This window comes from Pseudomonas sp. CCNWLW23, from assembly GCF_037095675.1.
In the GTDB taxonomy this organism is placed as follows: domain Bacteria; phylum Pseudomonadota; class Gammaproteobacteria; order Pseudomonadales; family Pseudomonadaceae; genus Aquipseudomonas; species Aquipseudomonas atacamensis.
In genome coordinates this window covers 147,442-168,146 of record NZ_JBAWKM010000008.1, presented here as the reverse complement: position 1 = coordinate 168,146, position 20,705 = coordinate 147,442, and the positions used below count along the sequence as shown (strand labels likewise).

General features: G+C 58.4%; 16 protein-coding genes and 2 pseudogenes. 13 read left to right on the top strand and 5 right to left on the bottom strand.

What is annotated here, in order from left to right; all coding sequences use genetic code 11:
• Positions 1 to 9 precede the first annotated feature (9 nt).
• The 6 genes from V8J63_RS12990 to V8J63_RS12965 all read left to right on the top strand — a co-directional run bounded on the left by V8J63_RS12990 (position 10) and on the right by V8J63_RS12965 (position 7,085).
• On the top strand, positions 10 to 1,431 hold the full coding sequence (locus tag V8J63_RS12990) for an OprD family porin (RefSeq protein WP_016771718.1): 1,422 nt from the start codon (positions 10 to 12) through the stop codon (positions 1,429 to 1,431).
• Positions 1,432 to 1,508: 77 nt separating this feature from the next.
• Positions 1,509 to 3,104 (top strand): ABC transporter substrate-binding protein, encoded by a 1,596-nt coding sequence (locus V8J63_RS12985; protein ID WP_336464170.1) that lies wholly within the window; start codon positions 1,509 to 1,511, stop codon positions 3,102 to 3,104.
• Between the two features lie 73 nt (positions 3,105 to 3,177).
• Positions 3,178 to 4,188 (top strand): ABC transporter permease subunit, encoded by a 1,011-nt coding sequence (locus tag V8J63_RS12980; protein WP_016771720.1) that lies wholly within the window; start codon positions 3,178 to 3,180, stop codon positions 4,186 to 4,188.
• A gap of 11 nt (positions 4,189 to 4,199) precedes the next feature.
• Complete coding sequence (locus tag V8J63_RS12975) at positions 4,200 to 5,126, top strand: ABC transporter permease subunit (protein ID WP_016771721.1); 927 nt, start codon at positions 4,200 to 4,202, stop codon at positions 5,124 to 5,126.
• A gap of 10 nt (positions 5,127 to 5,136) precedes the next feature.
• Positions 5,137 to 6,105 carry an ABC transporter ATP-binding protein gene (locus V8J63_RS12970; RefSeq protein ID WP_016771722.1) on the top strand — a complete coding sequence of 323 codons (969 nt, stop codon included), beginning with the start codon at positions 5,137 to 5,139 and terminating at the stop codon, positions 6,103 to 6,105.
• Positions 6,105 to 7,085: a peptide ABC transporter ATP-binding protein gene (locus V8J63_RS12965; RefSeq protein WP_016771723.1), complete on the top strand. Its 981-nt coding sequence runs from the start codon at positions 6,105 to 6,107 to the stop codon at positions 7,083 to 7,085. Before V8J63_RS12970 ends, V8J63_RS12965 begins: the two co-directional genes overlap by 1 nt.
• A gap of 207 nt (positions 7,086 to 7,292) precedes the next feature.
• Here V8J63_RS12965 and V8J63_RS12955 read toward each other — a convergent pair whose 3' ends face one another.
• The 5 genes and pseudogenes from V8J63_RS12955 to V8J63_RS12935 form a co-directional block, all read right to left on the bottom strand.
• The gene (locus tag V8J63_RS12955; RefSeq protein WP_071174375.1) at positions 7,293 to 7,556 is read right to left on the bottom strand and encodes a hypothetical protein; all 264 of its coding nucleotides are present in this window, start codon (positions 7,554 to 7,556) and stop codon (positions 7,293 to 7,295) included.
• A 155-nt stretch (positions 7,557 to 7,711) separates the two neighbouring features.
• Positions 7,712 to 8,845, bottom strand: coding sequence for an MFS transporter (locus V8J63_RS12950; protein WP_241663634.1), 1,134 nt, complete (start codon positions 8,843 to 8,845; stop codon positions 7,712 to 7,714).
• Positions 8,846 to 9,847: 1,002 nt separating this feature from the next.
• A pseudogene (prfC, locus tag V8J63_RS12945) lies at positions 9,848 to 10,036 on the bottom strand (peptide chain release factor 3); the annotation flags it as partial.
• Between the two features lie 12 nt (positions 10,037 to 10,048).
• Positions 10,049 to 11,029 (bottom strand): annotated as a pseudogene (fic, locus tag V8J63_RS12940) (protein adenylyltransferase Fic); the annotation flags it as partial.
• 238 nt (positions 11,030 to 11,267) lie between these two features.
• Positions 11,268 to 12,851, bottom strand: coding sequence for a peptide chain release factor 3 (locus tag V8J63_RS12935; protein ID WP_016771727.1), 1,584 nt, complete (start codon positions 12,849 to 12,851; stop codon positions 11,268 to 11,270).
• A gap of 357 nt (positions 12,852 to 13,208) precedes the next feature.
• Here V8J63_RS12935 and V8J63_RS12930 point away from each other — a divergent pair, with 357 nt between their 5' ends.
• The 7 genes from V8J63_RS12930 to V8J63_RS12900 all read left to right on the top strand — a co-directional run bounded on the left by V8J63_RS12930 (position 13,209) and on the right by V8J63_RS12900 (position 20,701).
• Positions 13,209 to 13,898 carry an ABC transporter permease gene (locus V8J63_RS12930; RefSeq protein WP_166554532.1) on the top strand — a complete coding sequence of 230 codons (690 nt, stop codon included), beginning with the start codon at positions 13,209 to 13,211 and terminating at the stop codon, positions 13,896 to 13,898.
• A 20-nt stretch (positions 13,899 to 13,918) separates the two neighbouring features.
• Complete coding sequence (locus tag V8J63_RS12925; RefSeq protein ID WP_016771730.1) at positions 13,919 to 14,812, top strand: glycine betaine ABC transporter substrate-binding protein; 894 nt, start codon at positions 13,919 to 13,921, stop codon at positions 14,810 to 14,812.
• Positions 14,813 to 14,825: 13 nt separating this feature from the next.
• A complete protein-coding gene (locus V8J63_RS12920) occupies positions 14,826 to 15,479 on the top strand; it encodes an ABC transporter permease (protein WP_016771731.1) in 654 nt (217 codons plus the stop codon).
• Positions 15,476 to 16,633, top strand: a complete 1,158-nt coding sequence (locus tag V8J63_RS12915) for an osmoprotectant ABC transporter ATP-binding protein OsmV (RefSeq protein ID WP_016771732.1) — start codon at positions 15,476 to 15,478, stop codon at positions 16,631 to 16,633. The genes V8J63_RS12920 and V8J63_RS12915 overlap by 4 nt, the downstream gene beginning before the upstream one ends.
• A 653-nt stretch (positions 16,634 to 17,286) precedes the next feature.
• Positions 17,287 to 18,450: a type III PLP-dependent enzyme gene (locus V8J63_RS12910; RefSeq protein ID WP_123443380.1), complete on the top strand. Its 1,164-nt coding sequence runs from the start codon at positions 17,287 to 17,289 to the stop codon at positions 18,448 to 18,450.
• 224 nt (positions 18,451 to 18,674) lie between these two features.
• Entirely contained in the window at positions 18,675 to 19,667 is a 993-nt protein-coding gene (locus V8J63_RS12905) for an alpha-xenorhabdolysin family binary toxin subunit A (protein ID WP_232245389.1), read from the top strand.
• A gap of 32 nt (positions 19,668 to 19,699) precedes the next feature.
• The gene (locus V8J63_RS12900; RefSeq protein WP_130887765.1) at positions 19,700 to 20,701 is read left to right on the top strand and encodes an alpha-xenorhabdolysin family binary toxin subunit B; all 1,002 of its coding nucleotides are present in this window, start codon (positions 19,700 to 19,702) and stop codon (positions 20,699 to 20,701) included.
• Positions 20,702 to 20,705 lie beyond the last annotated feature (4 nt).

The following is a 20,705-nucleotide window of genomic DNA, read 5'->3' as shown; positions in this document are numbered from 1 at the left end:
GCTTCACCCATGAAACTGAGCAGCACCGCGATACTGGCCCTGGCCATCAGCAGCATCACTGCTACCGCGTACGCCGAACCTGCAAGTCAGGAGTTCGTCCCTACCACATTGGCCGGCAGCAGCGCCCAAAGCGAGGCCAAAGGCTTTATAGATGGACAAAGCCTGGGCGGTACAACCCGTAACTGGTATGCCAACGAATTGCGTCGTCGCGACGACCGTTTCAGCTACGTGAAAAACAGCGACAAGAACACCACGCCTACCGTTCGCACTCCGACGCCACGCCGGATCAACTGGGTGCAAGGCACCATCGTCAACTACACCTCGGGCTTCACCCAAGGCACCGTGGGCGTGAGCACCGAAGTCGCCGCTTATAACGCCATTGTGCTGGATCGTGATCGCAAGGACATTGCTGGCGGCTCCAACCGGACCCTGGCGGATTCCGACGGCGACGCTGTCGACCAATGGAGCAAGCTGGGTCTGGCCAATGTCAAGCTTCGTGTATCCAACACCACATTGACCGCAGGTCGCCAGAACTTCAGCACGCCGATTGTCGATGTCATCGGTAACCGTCCGCTGCCTTCGAGCTTTGAAGGTATTACCCTGCACAGCGAAGAATTCAACAACCTGTCGTTCGACGCGGGTGGCTTCGACCGCGTTTCCCCTCGTACCGAGCAGAGCCTGTCGAAATTTCGCACCGAGTATTCAGCCACTGGCGTGGAGACCGACAAGGTTTACGTTGCCGGCGTCAACTACCAACCGTTCAAGAGCCTGAAAACCAGCTTTTACGGTTCCAACGTGGAAGACTTCTGGAACCAGTACTACTTCGGCGCAACCCACGAACTGGGCGACAGCCAAGTGCTGAGCCTGACCACCGGCCTGAACTACTACAAGACCGTCGACGAAGGCAAAAAGCTGATGGGCAACATCGACAACGACACCTATTCGCTGTCGCTGGGTCTGGCCCACCAGGCCCACAGCCTGACCTTCTCGTATCAACAAGTGAACGGTAACGAGTACTTCGACTACCTGCACGAAACCAACGGCATCTACCTGGCCAACTCCCTGCTGTCGGACTTCAACGGTCCGAACGAGAAGTCGTTCCAAATTGCCTACGGCATCAACATGGCCGAATACGGCGTGCCGGGCCTGAAGTTCAACATCTACCAGGCACGCGGCTGGGGCATCGACGGTACTCACTACCGTGGCACCGCTTACACCATTCCGGATGACAAGCGCGGCGACCTGAGCCTGATGGATGGAGAATCCCACTACGAATACGGTGTCGGTGCGTCCTACGCAGTGCAAAGCGGCCCGCTCAAAGCCACTGCAATTCGCGCGACCTACACCACTCACCGCGCCAGCGAGCACCAGGCTGACGGCAACATCAACGAGTTCCGTCTCGTAACCACCATCCCGTTCAACATTCTGTAAAAACGCCAACCAACGGCTGACTCATGATGAGTCGGCCGTTCGGTTTTCTGTCTTCAACCGATTGCAGAGGGTTATCGATGAAAATGCTTCCCCTACGTGCGGCCATCGCGGCTGCGTTGCTGAGTGTCGCTGTCGGCGCCTCGGCCAAACCCTTGGTGGTCTGCACCGAAGCCAGCCCGGAAGGCTTCGATATGGTCCAGTACACAACTGCAGTCACGGCGGACGCTGTGGCCGAAACCATCTTCAATCGCCTGGCCGATTTCAAGCCCGGCACCACCGAAGTGATCCCGGCGCTCGCCGAGTCCTGGGTCATCAGCGAAGACGGCCTGACCTACACGTTCCACCTGCGCAAAGGCGTCAAGTTTCACACCACCGAATATTTCAAGCCGACCCGCGACATGAACGCCGACGACGTGGTCTGGAGCTTCCAGCGTCAGCTGGACCCGAATCACCCGTGGCACAAACTGTCGAGCGTGGGCTTCCCGTACTTTGAAAGCATGGGCTTCAAGGAACTGCTCAAAAGCGTAGAAAAAGTCGACGACAACACGGTCAAGTTCACCCTGACCCGCCGCGAAGCGCCGTTCCTGGCCGACATCGCCATGGCGTTCTCGTCGATCTACCCGGCCGAATACGCCGACCAGTTGCTCAAGGCCAACAAGACCGGCGATCTGAACAACAAGCCGATCGGCACCGGCCCGTTCATTTTCCAGCGCTACGCCAAGGATGCGCAGGTGCGCTTCAAGGCCAACCCGGATTACTTCCGTGGCAAGCCGCCGGCCGACGCGTTGATCCTGGCGATCGCCACCGACAACAACGTGCGCCTGCAAAAGCTCAAGGCCAACGAGTGCCAGGTCGCGCTGTATCCGAAACCGGATGATATCCCGAGCATCAAGAAAGACAGCAACCTGAAAGTCGACGAGCTGGACGCGATGACCGTTTCGTACATCGCCATGAACACCCAGCACAAGTACATGAGCGACGTACGCGTGCGCAAAGCCATCGACATCGCGTTCGACAAGGAAGCCTACGTCAACGCGCTGTTCGGCAAGGGCAACGCGTCGGTGGCGGTCAACCCGTACCCGCCGACCCTGCTCGGCTACAACCACGACCTGAAAAACCCGCCACGGGACCTCGACAAGGCACGCGCCCTGCTCAAGGAAGCCGGGGTTCCGGAAGGCACCACGTTCACCCTGTTCACCCGTAACGGCGGCGGTCCGACCAACCCCAACCCGATGCTCGGTGCGCAGATGATGCAGGCTGACCTGGCGAAAGTCGGGATCAAGATCGACATTCGCGTGATGGAATGGGGCGAAATGCTCAAGCGCGCCAAGGCCGGCGAGCACGACATGGTCTCGGCCGGATGGGCGGGCGACAACGGCGACCCGGATAACTTCCTGACGCCTATGCTCAGTTGCGAGGCCGCCAAGAACGGCGAAAACTACGCACGCTGGTGCAACGAGAAATTCCAGGCACTGCTGGATGAAGCGCGGGCTAAAGTAGATCCGGCCGAACGCGCCGCGCTCTACGAACAGGCCCAAGTGCTGTTTAATCAGGACCAGCCATGGATCAGCATGGCCCATACTCGGATGTTCACTGCAATGCGCAACAATGTAGAGGGCTACCACATCAGCCCTCTCACCACTAATAACTTCGCCACCACCCAGGTGAAGTAGATAAGAAACGCCCGGTGCTCCTGACCTATGGAACACCGGGCACGCCTAACCGGCTGATGAGGTACCACACAAGATGTTTAGTTTTATTGCCCGCCGACTGGGGTTGTTGATCCCCACGTTTTTCGGCATCACCTTGCTGACTTTCGCGTTGATTCGCATGATTCCGGGCGACCCCGTGGAAGTGATGATGGGCGAACGTCGGGTCGACCCCGAAATGCACGCTCAGGCAATGGAACGCCTGGGGCTGAACAAGCCGCTGTATGCCCAGTACCTGGACTACATCGGCAAACTGGCCCAGGGCGATCTCGGTGAGTCGTTGCGTACCCGTGAAAGCGTGTGGACCGAGTTCACCTCTCTTTTCCCGGCGACCCTGGAACTGTCCATGGCCGCCCTGCTGTTCGCTGGCATCCTCGGGCTTCTGGCCGGGGTGATCGCGGCACTCAAACGAGGATCGCTGTTCGACCACGGGGTGATGGGCATCTCCCTCGCGGGCTATTCGATGCCGATCTTCTGGTGGGGCCTGATCCTGATCATGTTCTTCTCGGTGAGCCTGGGCTGGACTCCGGTTTCCGGGCGCATCGACCTGTTGTATGACATCGAGCCGAAGACCGGCTTCATGCTGATCGACACGCTGCTGGCCGATGACGTCGGCGCGTTCTTCGACGCCCTGCATCACCTGATCCTGCCGGCGATCGTGCTCGGTACCATTCCGCTGGCGGTGATTGCGCGGATGACCCGTTCGTCGATGCTCGAAGTGCTGCGCGAAGACTACATCCGCACCGCCAAGGCCAAAGGCCTGTCGCCGTCGCGCGTGGTGTTCGTGCATGGTCTGCGCAACGCACTGATTCCGGTGCTGACCGTAGTCGGCCTGCAGGTCGGCACGCTGCTGGCCGGTGCGGTCCTGACCGAAACCATCTTCTCCTGGCCCGGCATCGGTAAATGGCTGATCGAAGCCATCGGCGCCCGGGACTATCCGGTGGTGCAAAACGGCATCCTGTTAATCGCCTGCCTGGTGATTCTGGTCAACTTCGTGGTGGACATCCTCTACGGCTTTGCCAACCCACGCATCCGTCATCAGCGCTGAGGTCAATACCCATGAGCACTCCAACATCCTCAGTAGCCACCGCCACGTCCGCCGTGGATCAAAGCCTGCTGTACCCGTCGCCGTACAAAGAATTCTGGCAAGCGTTCTCGAAGAACAAGGGCGCCGTTGCCGGCCTGCTGTTCATGCTGCTGATCATCTTCTGCGCGATCTTCGCGCCGTGGGTCGCGCCGCATAATCCGAGCGAGCAATACCGTGACTTCCTGCTGACGCCGCCGGCGTGGCTCGAAGGCGGGCAGATGCAATTCCTGCTCGGCACCGATGAACTCGGCCGTGACCTGCTGTCGCGTCTGATACAGGGTTCGCGCCTGTCGTTGCTGATCGGCTTGTCGTCGGTGGTGATGTCGCTGATTCCGGGGATCCTGCTGGGTCTGTTCGCCGGTTTCTTCCCGAAAGTGGTCGGCCCGACCATCATGCGTCTGATGGACATCATGCTCGCCCTGCCGTCGCTGCTGCTGGCCGTGGCGATCGTCGCCATCCTCGGCCCTGGCCTGATCAACACCGTGATCGCGATTGCCGTGGTTTCGCTGCCGTCCTACGTGCGTCTGACCCGTGCTGCCGTGATGGGCGAACTGAACCGCGACTACGTCACCGCCGCGCGTCTGGCCGGTGCCGGTCTGCCGCGTCTGATGTTCATCACCGTGCTGCCCAACTGCATGGCGCCGCTGATCGTGCAGGCGACCCTGAGCTTCTCCTCGGCGATTCTCGATGCCGCTGCACTGGGCTTCCTCGGCCTCGGCGTACAACCGCCAACCCCTGAGTGGGGCACCATGCTGGCCTCGGCCCGCGACTACATCGAACGCGCCTGGTGGGTGGTAAGTCTGCCTGGTCTGACCATTTTGCTCAGCGTGCTGGCAATCAACTTGATGGGCGACGGCCTGCGCGATGCGCTGGACCCGAAACTCAAGAACGCCGCCTGAGGAGATTCAAATGTCACTGCTAGAAATCAAGAATCTCAACGTCCGCTTCGGCGACAAGACCGCGACACCGGTGGTCGACGGCCTCGACCTGAAAGTCGACAAAGGCGAAGTGCTGGCCATCGTTGGCGAGTCGGGTTCGGGTAAATCCGTGACCATGATGGCGCTGATGGGCCTGATCGAGCATCCCGGCATCGTCACCGCCGACTCGCTCAGCTTCGACGGCAAGGACATGCTCAAACTCAGCAACCGCCAGCGTCGGCAGATCGTCGGCAAAGACCTGTCGATGGTCTTCCAGGACCCGATGACCGCGCTGAACCCGAGCTACACCGTCGGTTTCCAGATCGAGGAAGTGCTACGCCTGCACCTGAAAATGTCCGGCAAACAAGCGCGCAAGCGTGCCATCGAACTGCTGGAAAAAGTCGAGATCCCGGGCGCCGCCAGCCGCATGGACGCCTATCCGCATCAACTGTCTGGCGGTATGAGCCAGCGCGTCGCGATCGCCATGGCGATTGCCGGCGAGCCGAAACTGTTGATCGCCGACGAACCGACCACCGCGCTGGACGTGACGATTCAGGCGCAGATCATGGATCTGCTGCTGGCGTTGCAGAAAGAGCAGAACATGGGCCTGGTGTTGATCACTCACGACCTCGCGGTCGTGGCGGAAACCGCCCAGCGTGTCTGCGTGATGTATGCCGGCCAGGCGGTGGAAGTCGGTCAGGTGCCGCAACTGTTCGACATCCCGGCGCACCCGTACAGCGAAGCGCTGCTCAAGGCGATTCCCGAGCACAGCCTCGGCGCCTCGCGTCTGTCGACCTTACCGGGCATCGTCCCGGGCCGTTATGACCGTCCGCAGGGTTGCCTGCTGTCGCCGCGCTGCCCGTACGTGCAGGACAACTGCCGCACCCAGCGTCCGGGCCTTGATCCGAAAGCCAACAGCCTCGCCCGCTGCTTCTACCCGCTGAACCAGGAGGTGGCGTAATGGCCGTCGTACTTACCGCCCGCGACCTGACCCGTCACTACGAAGTCTCCCGTGGCCTGTTCAAGGGCCACGCCACCGTGCGCGCGCTCAACGGCGTGTCGTTCGAACTGGAAGCCGGCAAGACCCTTGCCGTGGTAGGCGAATCGGGCTGTGGCAAATCCACTCTCGCCCGCGCCCTGACGCTGATCGAAGAGCCGTCGTCGGGCTCGCTGCAGATCGCCGGTCAGGAAGTTGCCGGCGCCGACAAGGCCGAGCGCAAGCAACTGCGCAAAGACGTGCAGATGGTGTTTCAGAGCCCGTACGCGTCGTTGAACCCACGGCAGAAAATCGGTGATCAACTGGCCGAGCCGCTGCTGATCAACACCAAGCTGTCGGCCACCGAACGTCGCGAGAAAGTCCAGGCGATGATGAAGCAGGTCGGCTTGCGCCCTGAGCATTACCAGCGCTATCCGCACATGTTCTCCGGCGGTCAGCGCCAGCGTATCGCCCTGGCGCGGGCAATGATGCTGCAACCGAAAGTGCTGGTGGCGGACGAACCGACTTCGGCGCTGGACGTGTCGATTCAGGCCCAGGTGCTGAACCTGTTCATGGATTTGCAGCAGGAGTTCAACACCGCCTACGTGTTCATCTCGCACAACCTGGCGGTGGTGCAGCACGTGGCCGATGACGTGATGGTGATGTACCTCGGCCGCCCGGTGGAACTGGGACCGAAAAACGACATCTACGAGCGCCCGCTGCATCCGTACACCCAAGCGCTGCTGTCGGCGACCCCGACCATTCACCCGGACCCGAACAAGCCGAAAATCAAGATCGTCGGCGAACTGCCCAACCCGCTGAACCCGCCACCGGGCTGTGCTTTCCACAAGCGCTGCCCGTACGCCACCGAGCGTTGCACCACGGAAGAGCCGCTGTTGCGTGAACTGGATAATCGGCAGGTGGCTTGCCACTACGCCGAGCAATTCCTCGACGGCGCGGCGTAGGCCCACGAAATATCTCATGTGGGAGCGAGCCTGCTCGCGAATGCGGTGTAACAGTCACCAACATTGTCGACTGAAATGACGCTTTCGCGAGCAGGCTCGCTCCCACAGGGAGTTCGTGTTGATTCAGGAATTCATGCGATAACAAAACCCCTTCCACCTCGATTGCGCATCAGTCGAGGCCGAAGGGGTTTTTCTTTGCCCGGCGATCTACGTCTGGCTATCGCCTTCGTCATCCGGGTCATCGGTATCCGGATCGTCCGTGGTCGAGTCGTCGTCATCGGCGCTGCCACCCTGATTCATATCCCCCGGTTCCGACTCGGACTTGGCGAGCATCAGGCCGCTATGCCCGACCTGCCCATTGAACGCTTGAGATTCGTGATCCTCGCACTCGGCCCACGCCGTTGCGGTGCCGAGGGATAGCATCACCATTACTTTCAACAACATCAAAACCCGTAGCAATCTGCTTTTCATGGCCGACTCCATCCTGTTGCGCTAAGACATGCTTGCCGGACTGGCTCGATGTGAAATCTAGTTGCGATCCGACCGGCTCACCACTTAGGACGCGACCGCGCAGGCAGAAATGCCATCGACCGCCAGATTGCTTTCGAATAACCCTGATAACCGAATCAGCTAAGCCCGCGCGTGGCCTGCCAGGTCAGTGGAATGGAGATCAGCACCAGCAGCGCGCTCATCAGCCACACACTGTGCCCGCCAAACTGGCCATACAGCTGACCGCTGAGCACCGGCGACAACAACGCGCTGGCGCTCCAGCTCATGAAGAACAGCCCGAAGTACTGACCGCTTTTGCCGCTCTGGGCAAACTGCATCGCCAGTACATTCAACGGCGGCATGAACAAGGCCTCGCCCAGCGTCCAGATCAGCGTCGACAGACAGACAAAAGCCAAGCCGGAACCGAACGGCAACATGCCCAGCCCACAGGCCAGCAACAAGCTGCCCGCGAGCATCTGCCAGCGCGAGCCCCAACGCTCGACCGAGTGCGACAGCGGAATCTGCAAAGCGATCACCAACAGCGCATTGAGCCCGAACTGCCAACCGATCGCCTCTGTGCTCAGGTGGTAGTAATCACGCAGATAATTGCCCAGCGTGCTGTACACCGTGTCGAACGCAATGCCGAGCACGGCCGTCGCCGCCAGCAGCCAGAGGAACGGCTTGTCGCGAAGCGGCACGCTCGAGCCATCGATCGATTCGTCTTCAACCACCAGCACCGGCCGCCGCCACGTCGTGCGCACGAACCACAGCAACGCCAGCATCGTCATCGCCGCACTGACAAAAAACACCCAACGAAAATCCGCCTGAGCCAACACTCCGCCCGCCACCCCGGCAGCGGCCATGCCCAGATTACGCGCGACCCGGCTCAGGGCTTGCGCACGGGAACGTTGCGCGACCTCGCAATACTCCATGATCAGCCGCTGATGCAACGTCCGAATCGCGCCATCGATGACACCGCTGAGCAACAGCAAACCGGCAAGCCACGGCACCTGCGTCACCAGCCCCAACAGCATCAGCACCCACACCGAAACGAAAAACAACGCCGCTGTCAGCCGCGCCGTGCGCACATGATCACTGAGCCAGCCGCCGAGCATCGAACCGACCAGCAACCCGGCGCCATAGGCTGAGAGCAACCAGCCCACGGTTTCAATCGCCAGGCCCAGCTCCTGACGCAGGTACAGCGCCATGAACAGCTTGACCATGGCGCTGAGGCGGTTGATGAACAACAGCGCCGCGAGGACCCAGGCCATGGGGGTGAAATAGCCTTTAAGAAGCAGCAGGGGATTCAGCCGACTTGTCACTCCATTGACCTCTTCGAACGACTTGCAGGGACTGGAACACTACCGGTCAACATGGCGGTTGTCGCATACCAGCACATCCAAAACACGGGAAAAAGGAACCGCCCTACAACACGCTGTAAGAAATGTCGCAGGCTGAGAACTTTTGACCTTGCTTTTCAGGCTCGCAGTCTTCAACGACCGAATTGGATTGAGTGCATCAAACAGAAAATCGTCGGCTCGCAGATTGCCTTCGCGAGCAGGCTCGCTCCCACAATTGGATTGGGGACGACCTCAAGAAACAGGCCGGCTGTCAGGCCGCCATCGCGAGCAGGCTCACTCCTACAATTTGACCGCGTACCTCCTCAGAAACAGGCCGGCTGTCCGGCCGCTTTCGCGAGCAGGCTCGCTCCCACAATTGGATTGGGGCGACCTCAAGAAACAGGTCGGCTGTCAGGCCGCCATCGCGAGCAGGCTCGCTCCCACAGAAAAGCAAAGCAGCGCAGCTGCCCGCGGCAAAGCCGCCCCACTCAACAATGAGCGCAAGCTCGAGTGCTTTTGATCTTGCTGTTGATCCACCGGCGACGTCGGAAGGCTGAGTGGAGGGATTGATCCGGGGTTGGGAGCGTAGCGACCGTCTGGCGCAGCCAGACACAGCGGAAGGAGGTGCAGCGAAGCAAACCGTAGCCGCTGCGCCCGGATCGATCCCGGAGCGAAGGAACCCGAGCCTGCGAGGGCCGAACGCAGGAGCAAGCCTTTTCGGTTACCTTTTCGGCGTTTGGAAAAGGTGACTCGCCGTAAGGGCGAAACCGCCAGCCGCAGCACCCGCAGCAACGGATATTCACCCAAAACCCCAACAGCCTGGTCGGCCCAACGGCCGCCAAGAGCAAAACCGGCAGCCCATAAAAAAGCCCCCAAGGCCTACACCTCAGGGACTTTCAGAAAAACACCTCAAATATCAATGAGGCTCACACCCGCCGAATACTCAGTGATCGGCTCATATGAGCACTCGACCTTGTACTCCTCTTTCAAACGGCTGGCGACCATATCGAACTGCAGCACAGACGCGGCGCTGAGCATGATGTCGTTGCTGCGCTCAGGGAAGAACCCCTGCGTCGCGCCCTCTTCCGCCAACTGCTGCAGACCCTGACGCAACTGCCTGGAGACGCAACGATGTTATAAGGCATAGGCCCTGAAGTCGTTGCTGTCGCGAATCAGTAATTGCATCAGCCTGGGATGGATGAACAGCTTTTCCTTACCGACCTGCACTTCTTGCAGAACCCCAATGGCGACCAGCTCTTTGAGGTAGCGGGAGGCGGCTTGACGCTGGGCAATCTGTTTATCAACGACGTTGCTGATGCGGCAGTAGGGTTGCTCGAAAATGACGTCCACCAGCTCGCGGGAATATGTTTTTGGTAGTTGCTCTCGAACAAACTGGGTGGTGTGCTCGGACAGGCTGCGGATGGCGGCGATTTTGGCGCTGGTCCAGCGGGCGGTTTCCTCCACAGCGCTGAGCATGTAAAGCAGCCAGGGTTCCCATGCTTGCTCGCGAGTGACATCGAGCAGCAATCGATAGTACTCGGCGCGGTGCGCGATGATGTAACGGCTGAGGTAAAGGATCGGCAGGTTCAGCAAACCTTCTTGAATGAGGTACAGAGTATTGAGCACTCGTCCGGTACGGCCGTTGCCATCGGTAAACGGGTGAATCGCCTCGAACTGGTAATGCCCGACGGCCATACGCACCAGTGGATCCAGATCCGTCTCGTTGTGCAGGAAGCGCTCCCAATTAGCGAGTAGACCACGCAGGTGATCCTCACCTTCGGGAGGTGTGTAGATGATCTCGCCTGTACGGTCGTTGGCTAACTGAGTACCGGGAACACGGCGTATGTCCATATCCACACCTTTGAGAGTGCGACAAATCTCGACTGCCGTACCAGTGGAAAGTGGGCGTTCGGCCAAAGACTGGTAGCCATGATGGAGAGCCTTGCGATAGCGCAGAGCTTCTTTGGTAGCGGGGTCGGCGTGATTTTCGCCATCATGGGCGTGCTGAAAGAGCAAATCCGTGGTGGTGACTATGCTTTCGATTTCGGAGCTGTCCTTCGCTTCCAGCAATGGGATGGTGTTGATCAACACCGTTTGGTTCGGAATGACATGTGCGCCCTACGTGTCGCTTTTTTGAGTTTTTGACGACACGTCATGATCTCATGTCGCTGACGACGACATGTGCGCATGTCGTGTCTTCAAAATGGATTTCAAGCGACGTATTGTTCTCTAACTCAGCGCACGTTATGAAGAAAGACCATGCTCGGCCCAAAAGCCAAGAGCAAAACCGGCAGCCCATAAAAAAGCCCCCAAGGCCTACACCTCAGGGGCTTTCAGAAAAACACCTCAAACCTTAATGATGCTCCCGCGTCGCGCGGAATTTCACATCCGGCCAACGCTCTTCCATCAACGCCAGATTCACCCGCGTCGGCGCCAGGTAAGTCAGGTGACCACCGCCATCCAGCGCGAGGTTCTCCACCGCCTTGTTGGAAAATTCCTCAAGCTTCTTCTTGTCGTCACACTCGATCCAGCGCGCCGAATACACGGTGATCGGCTCATACGAGCACTCGACCTTGTATTCCTCTTTCAAACGGCTGGCGACCACATCGAACTGCAGCACACCGACGGCGCCGAGAATGATGTCGTTGCTGCGCTCGGGGAAGAACACCTGCGTCGCGCCCTCTTCCGCCAACTGCTGCAAGCCCTGACGCAACTGCTTGGACTTCAGCGGATCACGCAGACGCACGCGACGGAACAGTTCCGGGGCGAAGTGCGGAATGCCGGTGAAACCGAGGACTTCGCCTTCGCTGAAGGTGTCGCCAATCTGGATCGTGCCGTGGTTGTGCAGACCGATGATGTCTCCAGCGTACGCCTCTTCCAGTTGCTCACGCTCGGAGGAGAAGAACGTCAGGGCGTCGCCGATGCGCACGTCCTTGCCGGTACGCACGTGGCGCATCTTCATGCCTTTTTCGTACTTGCCGGAGCAGATACGCATGAAGGCGATGCGGTCGCGGTGTTTCGGGTCCATGTTCGCCTGGATCTTGAAGATGAAGCCCGAGAACTTCTCTTCCACCGGCTCGACAGTACGCTCGTTGGCCACACGGGCCAGCGGACGCGGTGCCCAATCGACGACAGCATCGAGCACGTGGTCGACACCGAAGTTGCCCAGCGCGGTACCGAAGAACACCGGGGTCAACTGGCCGTCGAGGAATTCCTGCTGGTTGAATTCGTGGCAGGCGCCCTGCACCAGTTCCAGCTGTTCGATGAAGCGCTCGTACTCATCGCCCAAGTGCGCGCGCGCCTCGTCGGAGTCGAGTTTCTCGATGATCTTGGTTTCGGTGCGCTCGTGACCGTGACCGGCGGTGTAAACAATGATGTAGTCGTCGGCCAGGTGATACACGCCCTTGAAATCGCGGTAGCAACCGATCGGCCAGGTGATCGGCGCAGCCTTGATCTTCAGGACTGCTTCGATCTCGTCGAGCAGTTCGATCGGGTCGCGAATGTCACGGTCGAGTTTGTTGATGAAGCTGACGATCGGCGTGTCACGCAGACGGCAGACGTCCATCAGCGCAATGGTCCGTGGCTCTACACCTTTACCGCCGTCGAGGACCATCAGTGCCGAGTCCACCGCCGTCAGGGTGCGGTAGGTATCTTCGGAGAAGTCTTCGTGGCCCGGGGTGTCGAGCAGGTTGATCATGTGTTCGCGATAGGGGAACTGCATGACCGACGTGGTAATGGAAATACCCCGCTGTTTCTCCATCTCCATCCAGTCGGATGTCGCATGGCGATCGGATTTACGGGATTTCACCGTACCGGCCACTGCAATCGCCTTGCCCATCAACAGGAGCTTTTCGGTGATCGTGGTTTTACCGGCATCGGGGTGGGAAATAATGGCGAAAGTGCGGCGTTTCGCGACTTCGGCGGCCTGTTGGGTCATGGGAAATCGCCTGGCGGTGATTCAAAAAAGGGCCGCGATTATAGCCCAACTCAGCACAATAACCGAACCGTTGAGCACATTAAGGGTGGCCAAATGCTGCCTCAGATGGGAACCTTTTCAAGCACGGAGACGTCCATCCCCTGTTACGAACTTTCGTCAGGGGCTGAAAAATCAGCAAGTTAGCCTGACGAGGCTGCGCTCATGGCTCGCTTTCGCACCGCTTGGCCGGTGCTGGAAAACGGCTACTTTTCGCGAACGCTGACTCCGGCAGCCAGGAATGGCTTGCCACGCGGAGCAGCGCTCGCCGACTACAAAAAAAGGAGTCCGCCTGTGGCTATCCGCTATGGCAAAGGGCTGATGGGAGGTGCGGTGGTGATCGCGCTCCTGGCCCTGCTGGTCCACTGGATCGGCATCAACACGATCGAACACTACCGCGACGATTTGTTGTTTTACCTGCAAGCTCATCTGATTCTCGTCCTCGCTTCAATGCTGGCCGCCCTTGTCGTGGGCATTCCCGCCGGTATCTTCCTCAGCCGCCCGAGCATGGTCGGCCGCGCCGAACGCTTCATGCAGATCTTCAATATCGGCAATACTGTGCCACCGCTGGCCGTGCTCGCGATTGCGCTGGGCATCCTCGGCATCGGCAGCGGGCCGGCGATCTTCGCCCTGTTCCTCGCCTCGCTGTTGCCGATCGTGCGCAACACCTATGAAGGCCTGAAAAATGTGCAGGGCTCGCTGAAGGAAGCCGCCGTCGGCATCGGCATGACCCCGCGCCAAGTGTTGTGGAAAGTCGAATTGCCCAACGCCGTGCCGATCATCGTCGGTGGTGTGCGTGTCGCGCTGGCAATCAACGTCGGCACCGCGCCGCTGGCGTTCCTGATCGGCGCCAACAGCCTCGGCAGCCTGATCTTCCCCGGCATCGCCCTGAACAATCAGCCGCAACTGTTGCTCGGCGCCGCGTGCACCGCGCTGTTGGCGCTGTTGCTCGATGGCGTGGTCACCCTCGCCAGCCGCCTATGGCTGGAACGCGGTCTGCGCCCGTCTTAAGGCTTTGCGAAGGAATATTTATGAAACGACTTAGCTTGATCTTAGGCTGCGTCCTGCTGTTCGCAGGAATCGCGCAAGCCGCTGAAAAACCGGTCATCCGCCTCGGCGCCCGGGTCTTCACAGAGCAGACCCTGCTCGCCGAAATCACCGCGCAATACCTGCGCAGCAAAGGCTACGACGCGCAGATCACCGGCGGTCTGGGCAGCAACCTCGCCCGCAGCGCCCACGAAAGTGGCCAATTGGACCTGCTCTGGGAATATACCGGCGTGTCGCTGGTGGCCTACAACCATGTCACCGAGAAACTCGACAGCGCGCAGTCCTACGCCCGGGTCAAAGAACTCGACGCGAAAAAAGGCCTGGTCTGGCTGACGCCGTCGAAATTCAGCAACACCTATGCCCTCGCTTTGCCGAAAAAAGTCGCCGAGCAATACCCGCAGATCGGCAATATCAGCCAGCTCAACGAAGTGCTGCGCGCCGAGGCCAAGACCAACCACCTGGTGGCGCTGGATACAGAGTTCGCCAACCGCTCCGACGGTCTCGACGGCATGGTCAAACTCTACGACATGAACCTGACCCGCAAGAACATCCGCCAGATGGACGCCGGCCTGGTCTACACCGCACTGCGTAACGGTCAGGTGTTTGCCGGTCTGGTCTACACCACCGATGGCCGCCTCAATGCCTTCGGCCTGAAATTGCTGGAAGACGACAAGCATTACTTCCCCGACTACACCGCCGCTCCCGTGGTGCGTCAGGCCACGCTGGACGCCAACCCGAAACTGGCCGAACAACTCAAGCCGCTGGCCGAACTGTTCGACGACGAAACCATGCGCCAGCTCAACGCGCGGGTCGACGTCGATCATGAAAGCCCATCGTCCGTTGCCGCCGATTTCCTGCGCCAGCACCCACTGAATTAAGAGAGGAGAAGTCATGGAATTTCTGAACGCCTTTTCCCATCTCGACTGGCAGCAGGTGATGCACCTGACCTGGCAGCACATCACTCTGGTCGGCATCGCCGTGACCCTGGCGATCGTCATCGGCGTGCCGCTGGGCATCCTGATGACGCGCTTCCCCGCCCTCGCCGGCCCGCTGCAGGCCAGCGCCACGGTGCTGTTGACCGTGCCGTCGATTGCCCTGTTCGGTCTGCTGCTGCCGTTCTACTCCAAGTTCGGCCAGGGCCTCGGGCCGCTGCCGGCAATCACCGCCGTGTTCCTCTATTCGTTGCTGCCGATCATGCGCAACACCTACCTCGCCCTCACCGGCGTCGAGCCGGGCATCCGCGAAGCCGCGCGCGGCATCGGCATGACCTTCGGCCAGCGCCTGCGCATGGTTGAACTGCCGATCGCGGTGCCGGTGATTCTTGCTGGCGTGCGCACCGCCGTGGTGATGAACATCGGCGTGATGACCATCGCCGCGACCATCGGCGCCGGCGGCCTCGGTGTGCTGATCCTCGCCTCCATCAGCCGCAGTGACATGTCGATGCTTATCGTCGGCGCGCTGCTGGTCAGTCTTCTGGCGATTTTCGCCGACCTCGTTTTGCAGTGGCTGCAACGCTCGCTGACTCCAAAAGGACTCCTGAAATGATCGAACTTCAAAACCTCAGCAAAACTTTCCAAAGCAACGGCAAAGATGTCAAAGCCGTGGACTCGGTGAGCCTGACCGTCAATGAAGGCGAGATCTGCGTGTTCCTCGGGCCATCGGGTTGCGGCAAAAGCACCACGCTGAAAATGATCAACCGCCTGATCAAACCGACCTCGGGCAAGATCCTCATCAACGGCGAAGACACCACCGATCTCGACGAGGTGACCCTGCGCCGCAACATCGGCTACGTAATCCAGCAGATCGGTCTGTTCCCGAACATGACCATCGAAGAGAACATCGTCGTGGTGCCGAAACTGCTCGGCTGGGACAAACAGAAATGCCACGACCGCGCCCGCGAACTGATGAGCATGATCAAGCTTGAGCCCAAGCAGTATCTGCATCGCTACCCGCGTGAATTGTCCGGTGGTCAGCAACAGCGTATCGGTGTGATTCGTGCGCTTGCAGCTGACGCCCCACTGCTGTTGATGGACGAGCCGTTCGGCGCGGTCGACCCGATCAACCGAGAGATGATCCAGAACGAATTCTTCGAGATGCAGCGCGCGCTGAACAAGACCGTGATCATGGTCAGCCACGACATCGACGAAGCGATCAAGCTGGGCGACAAGATCGCCATTTTCCGCGCCGGCAAGCTGCTGCAGATCGACCACCCGGACACCCTGCTGGCGCATCCGGCGGATGATTTCGTCAGCAACTTCGTCGGCCAGGACAGCACACTCAAACGCTTGCTGTTGGTGAAAGCCGAAGACGCGGCGGACAACGCGCCGTCGGTCAGCCCGGAAACCCCGGTGGCCGATGCGCTGGAATTGATGGACGAACATGACCGTCGCTATGTGGTGGTCACCTGCGCCGAGAACAAGGCACTGGGTTACGTGCGCCGTCGCGACCTGCATCGCCAGACCGGCACCTGCGCGCAATTCCTGCGTGAGTTCAACGCCACCGCAGCGTACGACGAGCACCTGCGCATCCTGCTGTCGCGCATGTACGAGTTCAACCGCGCCTGGCTGCCGGTGATGGATGCCGAACGAGTGTTCCTTGGCGAGGTGACGCAGGAATCGATCGCGGCGTACCTGAGCTCGGGACGTTCGCGCGGAATGAAGACCAGTATCGTCTCGCCGGCTGAGACGGTGGTCGCATAATCCGTCTGCGTGGTTGAAACCCGATCCCTGTGGGAGCGAGCCTGCTCGCGAAAGCGCAATATCAGTCGACGCTGATGGCGGCTGTGAAAATGCCTTCGCGAGCAGGCTCGCTCCCACAGGCTCTACGCAATTTTGTTGATCTTCACTGGGTGACAAAGAATCTCAACAGCCTCTCCCGCAAGAGCGTCATCAATTCAGCTTCTTCAAGGCCCAAATCCCCCCTCAACACCCTCTCTCGACGCCAACGTCGCCGATGTTGCCGCTATCACACTTACCCGCGATCTAGCTGACAAAAGCCCCGAACGTGCAGATATGTTTAACACTCGAAAATTCACCGGGAACATCTGCCCGTCATCTCGGTCGGGTAGAAGGAGTGATGAACGCGACGCACGTCAGAAGCGTGCAAAAACGCGACATTTTTAGTTGATCTCGCGCCCCTCACGCCCTAAAGTTCGCGCCGAACGTCCATGCTGGAAACGATCCATCCGGCTCAAGTACTGACGACGAGACAGCGAGGCCAAGGGACAGCTGCACATCCCCAGGCCTTTTTGCTTTCGGCGACATGCCTTGGGAAGTAGGCGAACCAAAGTGGGGATACGGAGGGCGTTCATGCACCCATTGATTAACTTAGTTTGCCAGCAGGAGTTCCCAGCATGTCGATCCAGGTCGAAGACTATTTCGCGCGCGCTACATTCGACAAAATGAAGGCGTTCGCCGACAAACAGGAAACCCCGTTCGTGGTGATCGACACCGCGATGATCGCCCAGGCCTACGATGACCTGCGCGCCGGTTTCGAATTCGCCAAGGTCTACTACGCGGTCAAGGCCAACCCGGCCGTCGAGATCATCGACCTGCTCAAAGACAAGGGTTCGAGCTTCGACATTGCCTCCATCTACGAGCTGGACAAGGTCATGGATCGCGGCGTCAGCCCGGACCGTATCAGCTACGGCAACACCATCAAGAAATCCAAGGACATCCGCTACTTCTATGAGAAGGGCGTGCGTCTGTTCTCCACCGACTCCGAAGCCGACCTGCGCAACATCGCCAAGGCTGCACCGGGTTCGAAAGTCTATGTGCGCATCCTCACTGAAGGTTCGACCACGGCTGACTGGCCACTGTCGCGCAAGTTCGGCTGCCAGACCGACATGGCCATGGACCTGCTGATCCTCGCCCGCGACCTGGGTCTGGTGCCGTACGGCATCTCGTTCCACGTCGGCTCGCAACAACGCGACATCAGCGTCTGGGACGCGGCGATCGCCAAGGTCAAAGTGATCTTCGAACGCTTGAAAGAAGAAGACGGCATCCACCTCAAGCTGATCAACATGGGCGGCGGCTTCCCGGCCAACTACATCACCCGCACCAACAGCCTGGAAACCTACGCCGAAGAAATCATCCGCTTCCTCAAGGAAGATTTCGGTGATGACCTGCCGGAAATCATCCTCGAGCCGGGCCGTTCGCTGATTGCCAACGCCGGTATCCTGGTCAGCGAAGTGGTACTGGTTGCGCGCAAATCGCGCACTGCCGTCGAGCGCTGGGTGTACACCGATGTGGGCAAGTTCTCCGGCCTGATCGAAACCATGGACGAAGCGATCAAGTTCCCGATCTGGACTGAGAAGAAAGGCGAGATGGAAGAAGTCGTCATCGCCGGCCCGACTTGCGACAGCGCCGATATCATGTACGAGAACTACAAATACGGTTTGCCGCTGAATTTGGCAATCGGTGATCGTCTGTATTGGTTGTCGACGGGTGCTTACACCACCAGTTATAGCGCCGTTGAATTCAATGGCTTTCCGCCCTTGAAGTCATATTACGTATAATAATTGGCAACTCCAAAAAAACCCGTGCCCAGGCACGGGTTTTTTATTTAGATATTGGCACCACAACCATACACCAACAACAAGTTACATAGAAAACATATACCTCGCACATAAAACAACTCTAACCTACGAACTCGACGCCACTTAAAAAGGATTAAAAAGTGCAAGCGAGTTCAACTAAATCAGTCACAAAAAATGATATAAAGAAAATCAAGGACTACATCTTGACCGCGCAATCGCTACCCCGCACGATCGCGGATGTAGAAACGCAGTTACAGGCAAAAAAGACCGGCATTGTCGGGCTTGAGCCAATTGATATTGTCGAACTGAACCATAAGGTCATCAACAACGCCAACTCTTGGAGTGATATCGAATACTCCATGAAGCGCGTCGGTGGCAGCCTGGCAACCTTCTCGGAAGATCTGGAAAACTTTGGCCAGGAAATAATCGATGCCATCACAACGATGCCCGGTTACTTGAATTACCTTGGTACCATCAGCACGCTCACCGAGGATGAAATAAACAGCCTGCCACCATTGGAAATAGGCACGGCTGAGAAAAACCGATTTGCCTCGATTCAGGAGTCGCTGGTATTTATCGCCGATTCTATTGATGAGAAAAAGATCAACAGCCAGGACGTGATGATGCGCCTGCAGTACTTCAAGGCCGAACTCAACAATACCGTCGCTCCCGGCATCGGCAGCAAGATGAAACTGGCTAACAATAACGAGATCAATCGTCAGATCACCGATTTGAACCTGGCCATTGATAAAGCTCAAGCGCGCCTCGATGAGAAGATTCGAGAGGCCGAACCCAATTTCTTCGAGCACTTCCTGGCTTTTATGAGTCCATATCCGCAGGGTGTTTATCAAACGCTGGAATTATTCGAGATTAAAAACATTGCGCCGTTGCGCGAGCAACGCGACCAACTGGTGGAGCAGGTTAAACAAAAAAACATTCTCGCCGGCACTCTTCTGCAGTTGCACACAGACCTTGACAGTCTTTTAATTTATGTTGACGGCGCCATCCAAAGCACCTCGCAACTTGAAACAATCTGGGTGTCAATCTCCGAATACATCGACGCTTCAAAAAACAAAGTAATGGGCATGCATGACTTCCTCACGCTCAGAGCCTTCGTTTCAAGTTTGCGTGTTGTCTTGAAAAACTGGAAGACCATCCAAACCAATTCGAATGCACTGATCGCCGCATTCGACTGACATTTATAAAAAACAACGAAAAGGATATTCTTATGACACTAGCGAGTTACCAACTCCCCGATCTAGCCACAATTCACGACAGTCGTGAAGCCATCCGATATCAAGCGATTGTGGGCTCCGCCAATTTGTACATCAAAGCCTTGGGCGACGAGCTGCTTGGCCTCAACGCAGCCGTTGGCCAAGCCGATCAACTGGCCGCCAACGCCATAACCAGCGCTATCGTCGCACTGGAAACCGATGATCTGCGCGAGAACCTGCAAGCCCTGACAGCGTTGATGGCGCGTCAAGCAGACACCCAGACCGATGAAGCCATCAAGGTCTACTCGACAATCTCCAGCCAACTGATGGACTTGTGCACTGACCAGATTTCGCAATTGCACGCAAAACTCGAAGACGGTGTCTACAACGTCCAGAGCGCAAACATCAGCAACAATCGTTTCCGACTCGCGGAACTTGCCGACGCCAAAGTCGAACTGGAGCAGCAACTCATCACCGAGCAAGCGCCCATTGTTGAACTGAATGCTGATTTGCTCGTGTTGAACAACGCGATCAATGAGTTCGAGAAGCTGACCATTATCGACCGCCTGAAACCACTGCTGGATCAATTGAAGACCTTGCTTGGCAATAACACACCGACGCCGCAAAGCGCCGCGATGGAAGCAGGGATCATTGTTGCCAACAAATTTCTGGACGAGGCCAACGAGCTGATCAAATACCAGAGCCTGACCAAAGCCCGGGACGTCATTCAGAACCGCATCTCGCAACGTGAGGAACGCGTGTCGTCTCTGACAAGCCAGTTGCGTGAAAACGACAACAGAACCCGGCAATTGAATGACGCGCAAAAAGTCATTCCCCACCGACAGACTTATGTCAGTGAAACCAACAAACTGGTCGACGCGCTGAATGCCTTTGCCGATACGATCATGGATGGCCCACGCGATGACATCCTGGCACGCGGTGAACTCGTGCTCAAAAACAGCCAGGCACTGCGCAGCTATATGAACAAGCTTCAGGGACGCTGGCTACGCGGTTAATCGC

What these genes read in the sequence shown, in the direction of transcription:
- V8J63_RS12935 (WP_016771727.1), bottom strand. Translation starts at nt 12,851, where the DNA reads ATGACCCAACAGGCCGCCGAAGTCGCGAAACGCCGCACTTTCGCCATT.
- V8J63_RS12955 (WP_071174375.1), bottom strand. Translation starts at nt 7,556, where the DNA reads ATGAAAAGCAGATTGCTACGGGTTTTGATGTTGTTGAAAGTAATGGTG.
- V8J63_RS12910 (WP_123443380.1), top strand. Translation starts at nt 17,287, where the DNA reads ATGTCGATCCAGGTCGAAGACTATTTCGCGCGCGCTACATTCGACAAA.
- V8J63_RS12915 (WP_016771732.1), top strand. Translation starts at nt 15,476, where the DNA reads ATGATCGAACTTCAAAACCTCAGCAAAACTTTCCAAAGCAACGGCAAA.
- V8J63_RS12900 (WP_130887765.1), top strand. Translation starts at nt 19,700, where the DNA reads ATGACACTAGCGAGTTACCAACTCCCCGATCTAGCCACAATTCACGAC.
- V8J63_RS12965 (WP_016771723.1), top strand. Translation starts at nt 6,105, where the DNA reads ATGGCCGTCGTACTTACCGCCCGCGACCTGACCCGTCACTACGAAGTC.
- V8J63_RS12985 (WP_336464170.1), top strand. Translation starts at nt 1,509, where the DNA reads ATGAAAATGCTTCCCCTACGTGCGGCCATCGCGGCTGCGTTGCTGAGT.
- V8J63_RS12990 (WP_016771718.1), top strand. Translation starts at nt 10, where the DNA reads ATGAAACTGAGCAGCACCGCGATACTGGCCCTGGCCATCAGCAGCATC.
- V8J63_RS12950 (WP_241663634.1), bottom strand. Translation starts at nt 8,845, where the DNA reads ATGGCCTGGGTCCTCGCGGCGCTGTTGTTCATCAACCGCCTCAGCGCC.
- V8J63_RS12975 (WP_016771721.1), top strand. Translation starts at nt 4,200, where the DNA reads ATGAGCACTCCAACATCCTCAGTAGCCACCGCCACGTCCGCCGTGGAT.
- V8J63_RS12925 (WP_016771730.1), top strand. Translation starts at nt 13,919, where the DNA reads ATGAAACGACTTAGCTTGATCTTAGGCTGCGTCCTGCTGTTCGCAGGA.
- V8J63_RS12930 (WP_166554532.1), top strand. Translation starts at nt 13,209, where the DNA reads ATGGGAGGTGCGGTGGTGATCGCGCTCCTGGCCCTGCTGGTCCACTGG.
- V8J63_RS12920 (WP_016771731.1), top strand. Translation starts at nt 14,826, where the DNA reads ATGGAATTTCTGAACGCCTTTTCCCATCTCGACTGGCAGCAGGTGATG.
- V8J63_RS12980 (WP_016771720.1), top strand. Translation starts at nt 3,178, where the DNA reads ATGTTTAGTTTTATTGCCCGCCGACTGGGGTTGTTGATCCCCACGTTT.
- V8J63_RS12970 (WP_016771722.1), top strand. Translation starts at nt 5,137, where the DNA reads ATGTCACTGCTAGAAATCAAGAATCTCAACGTCCGCTTCGGCGACAAG.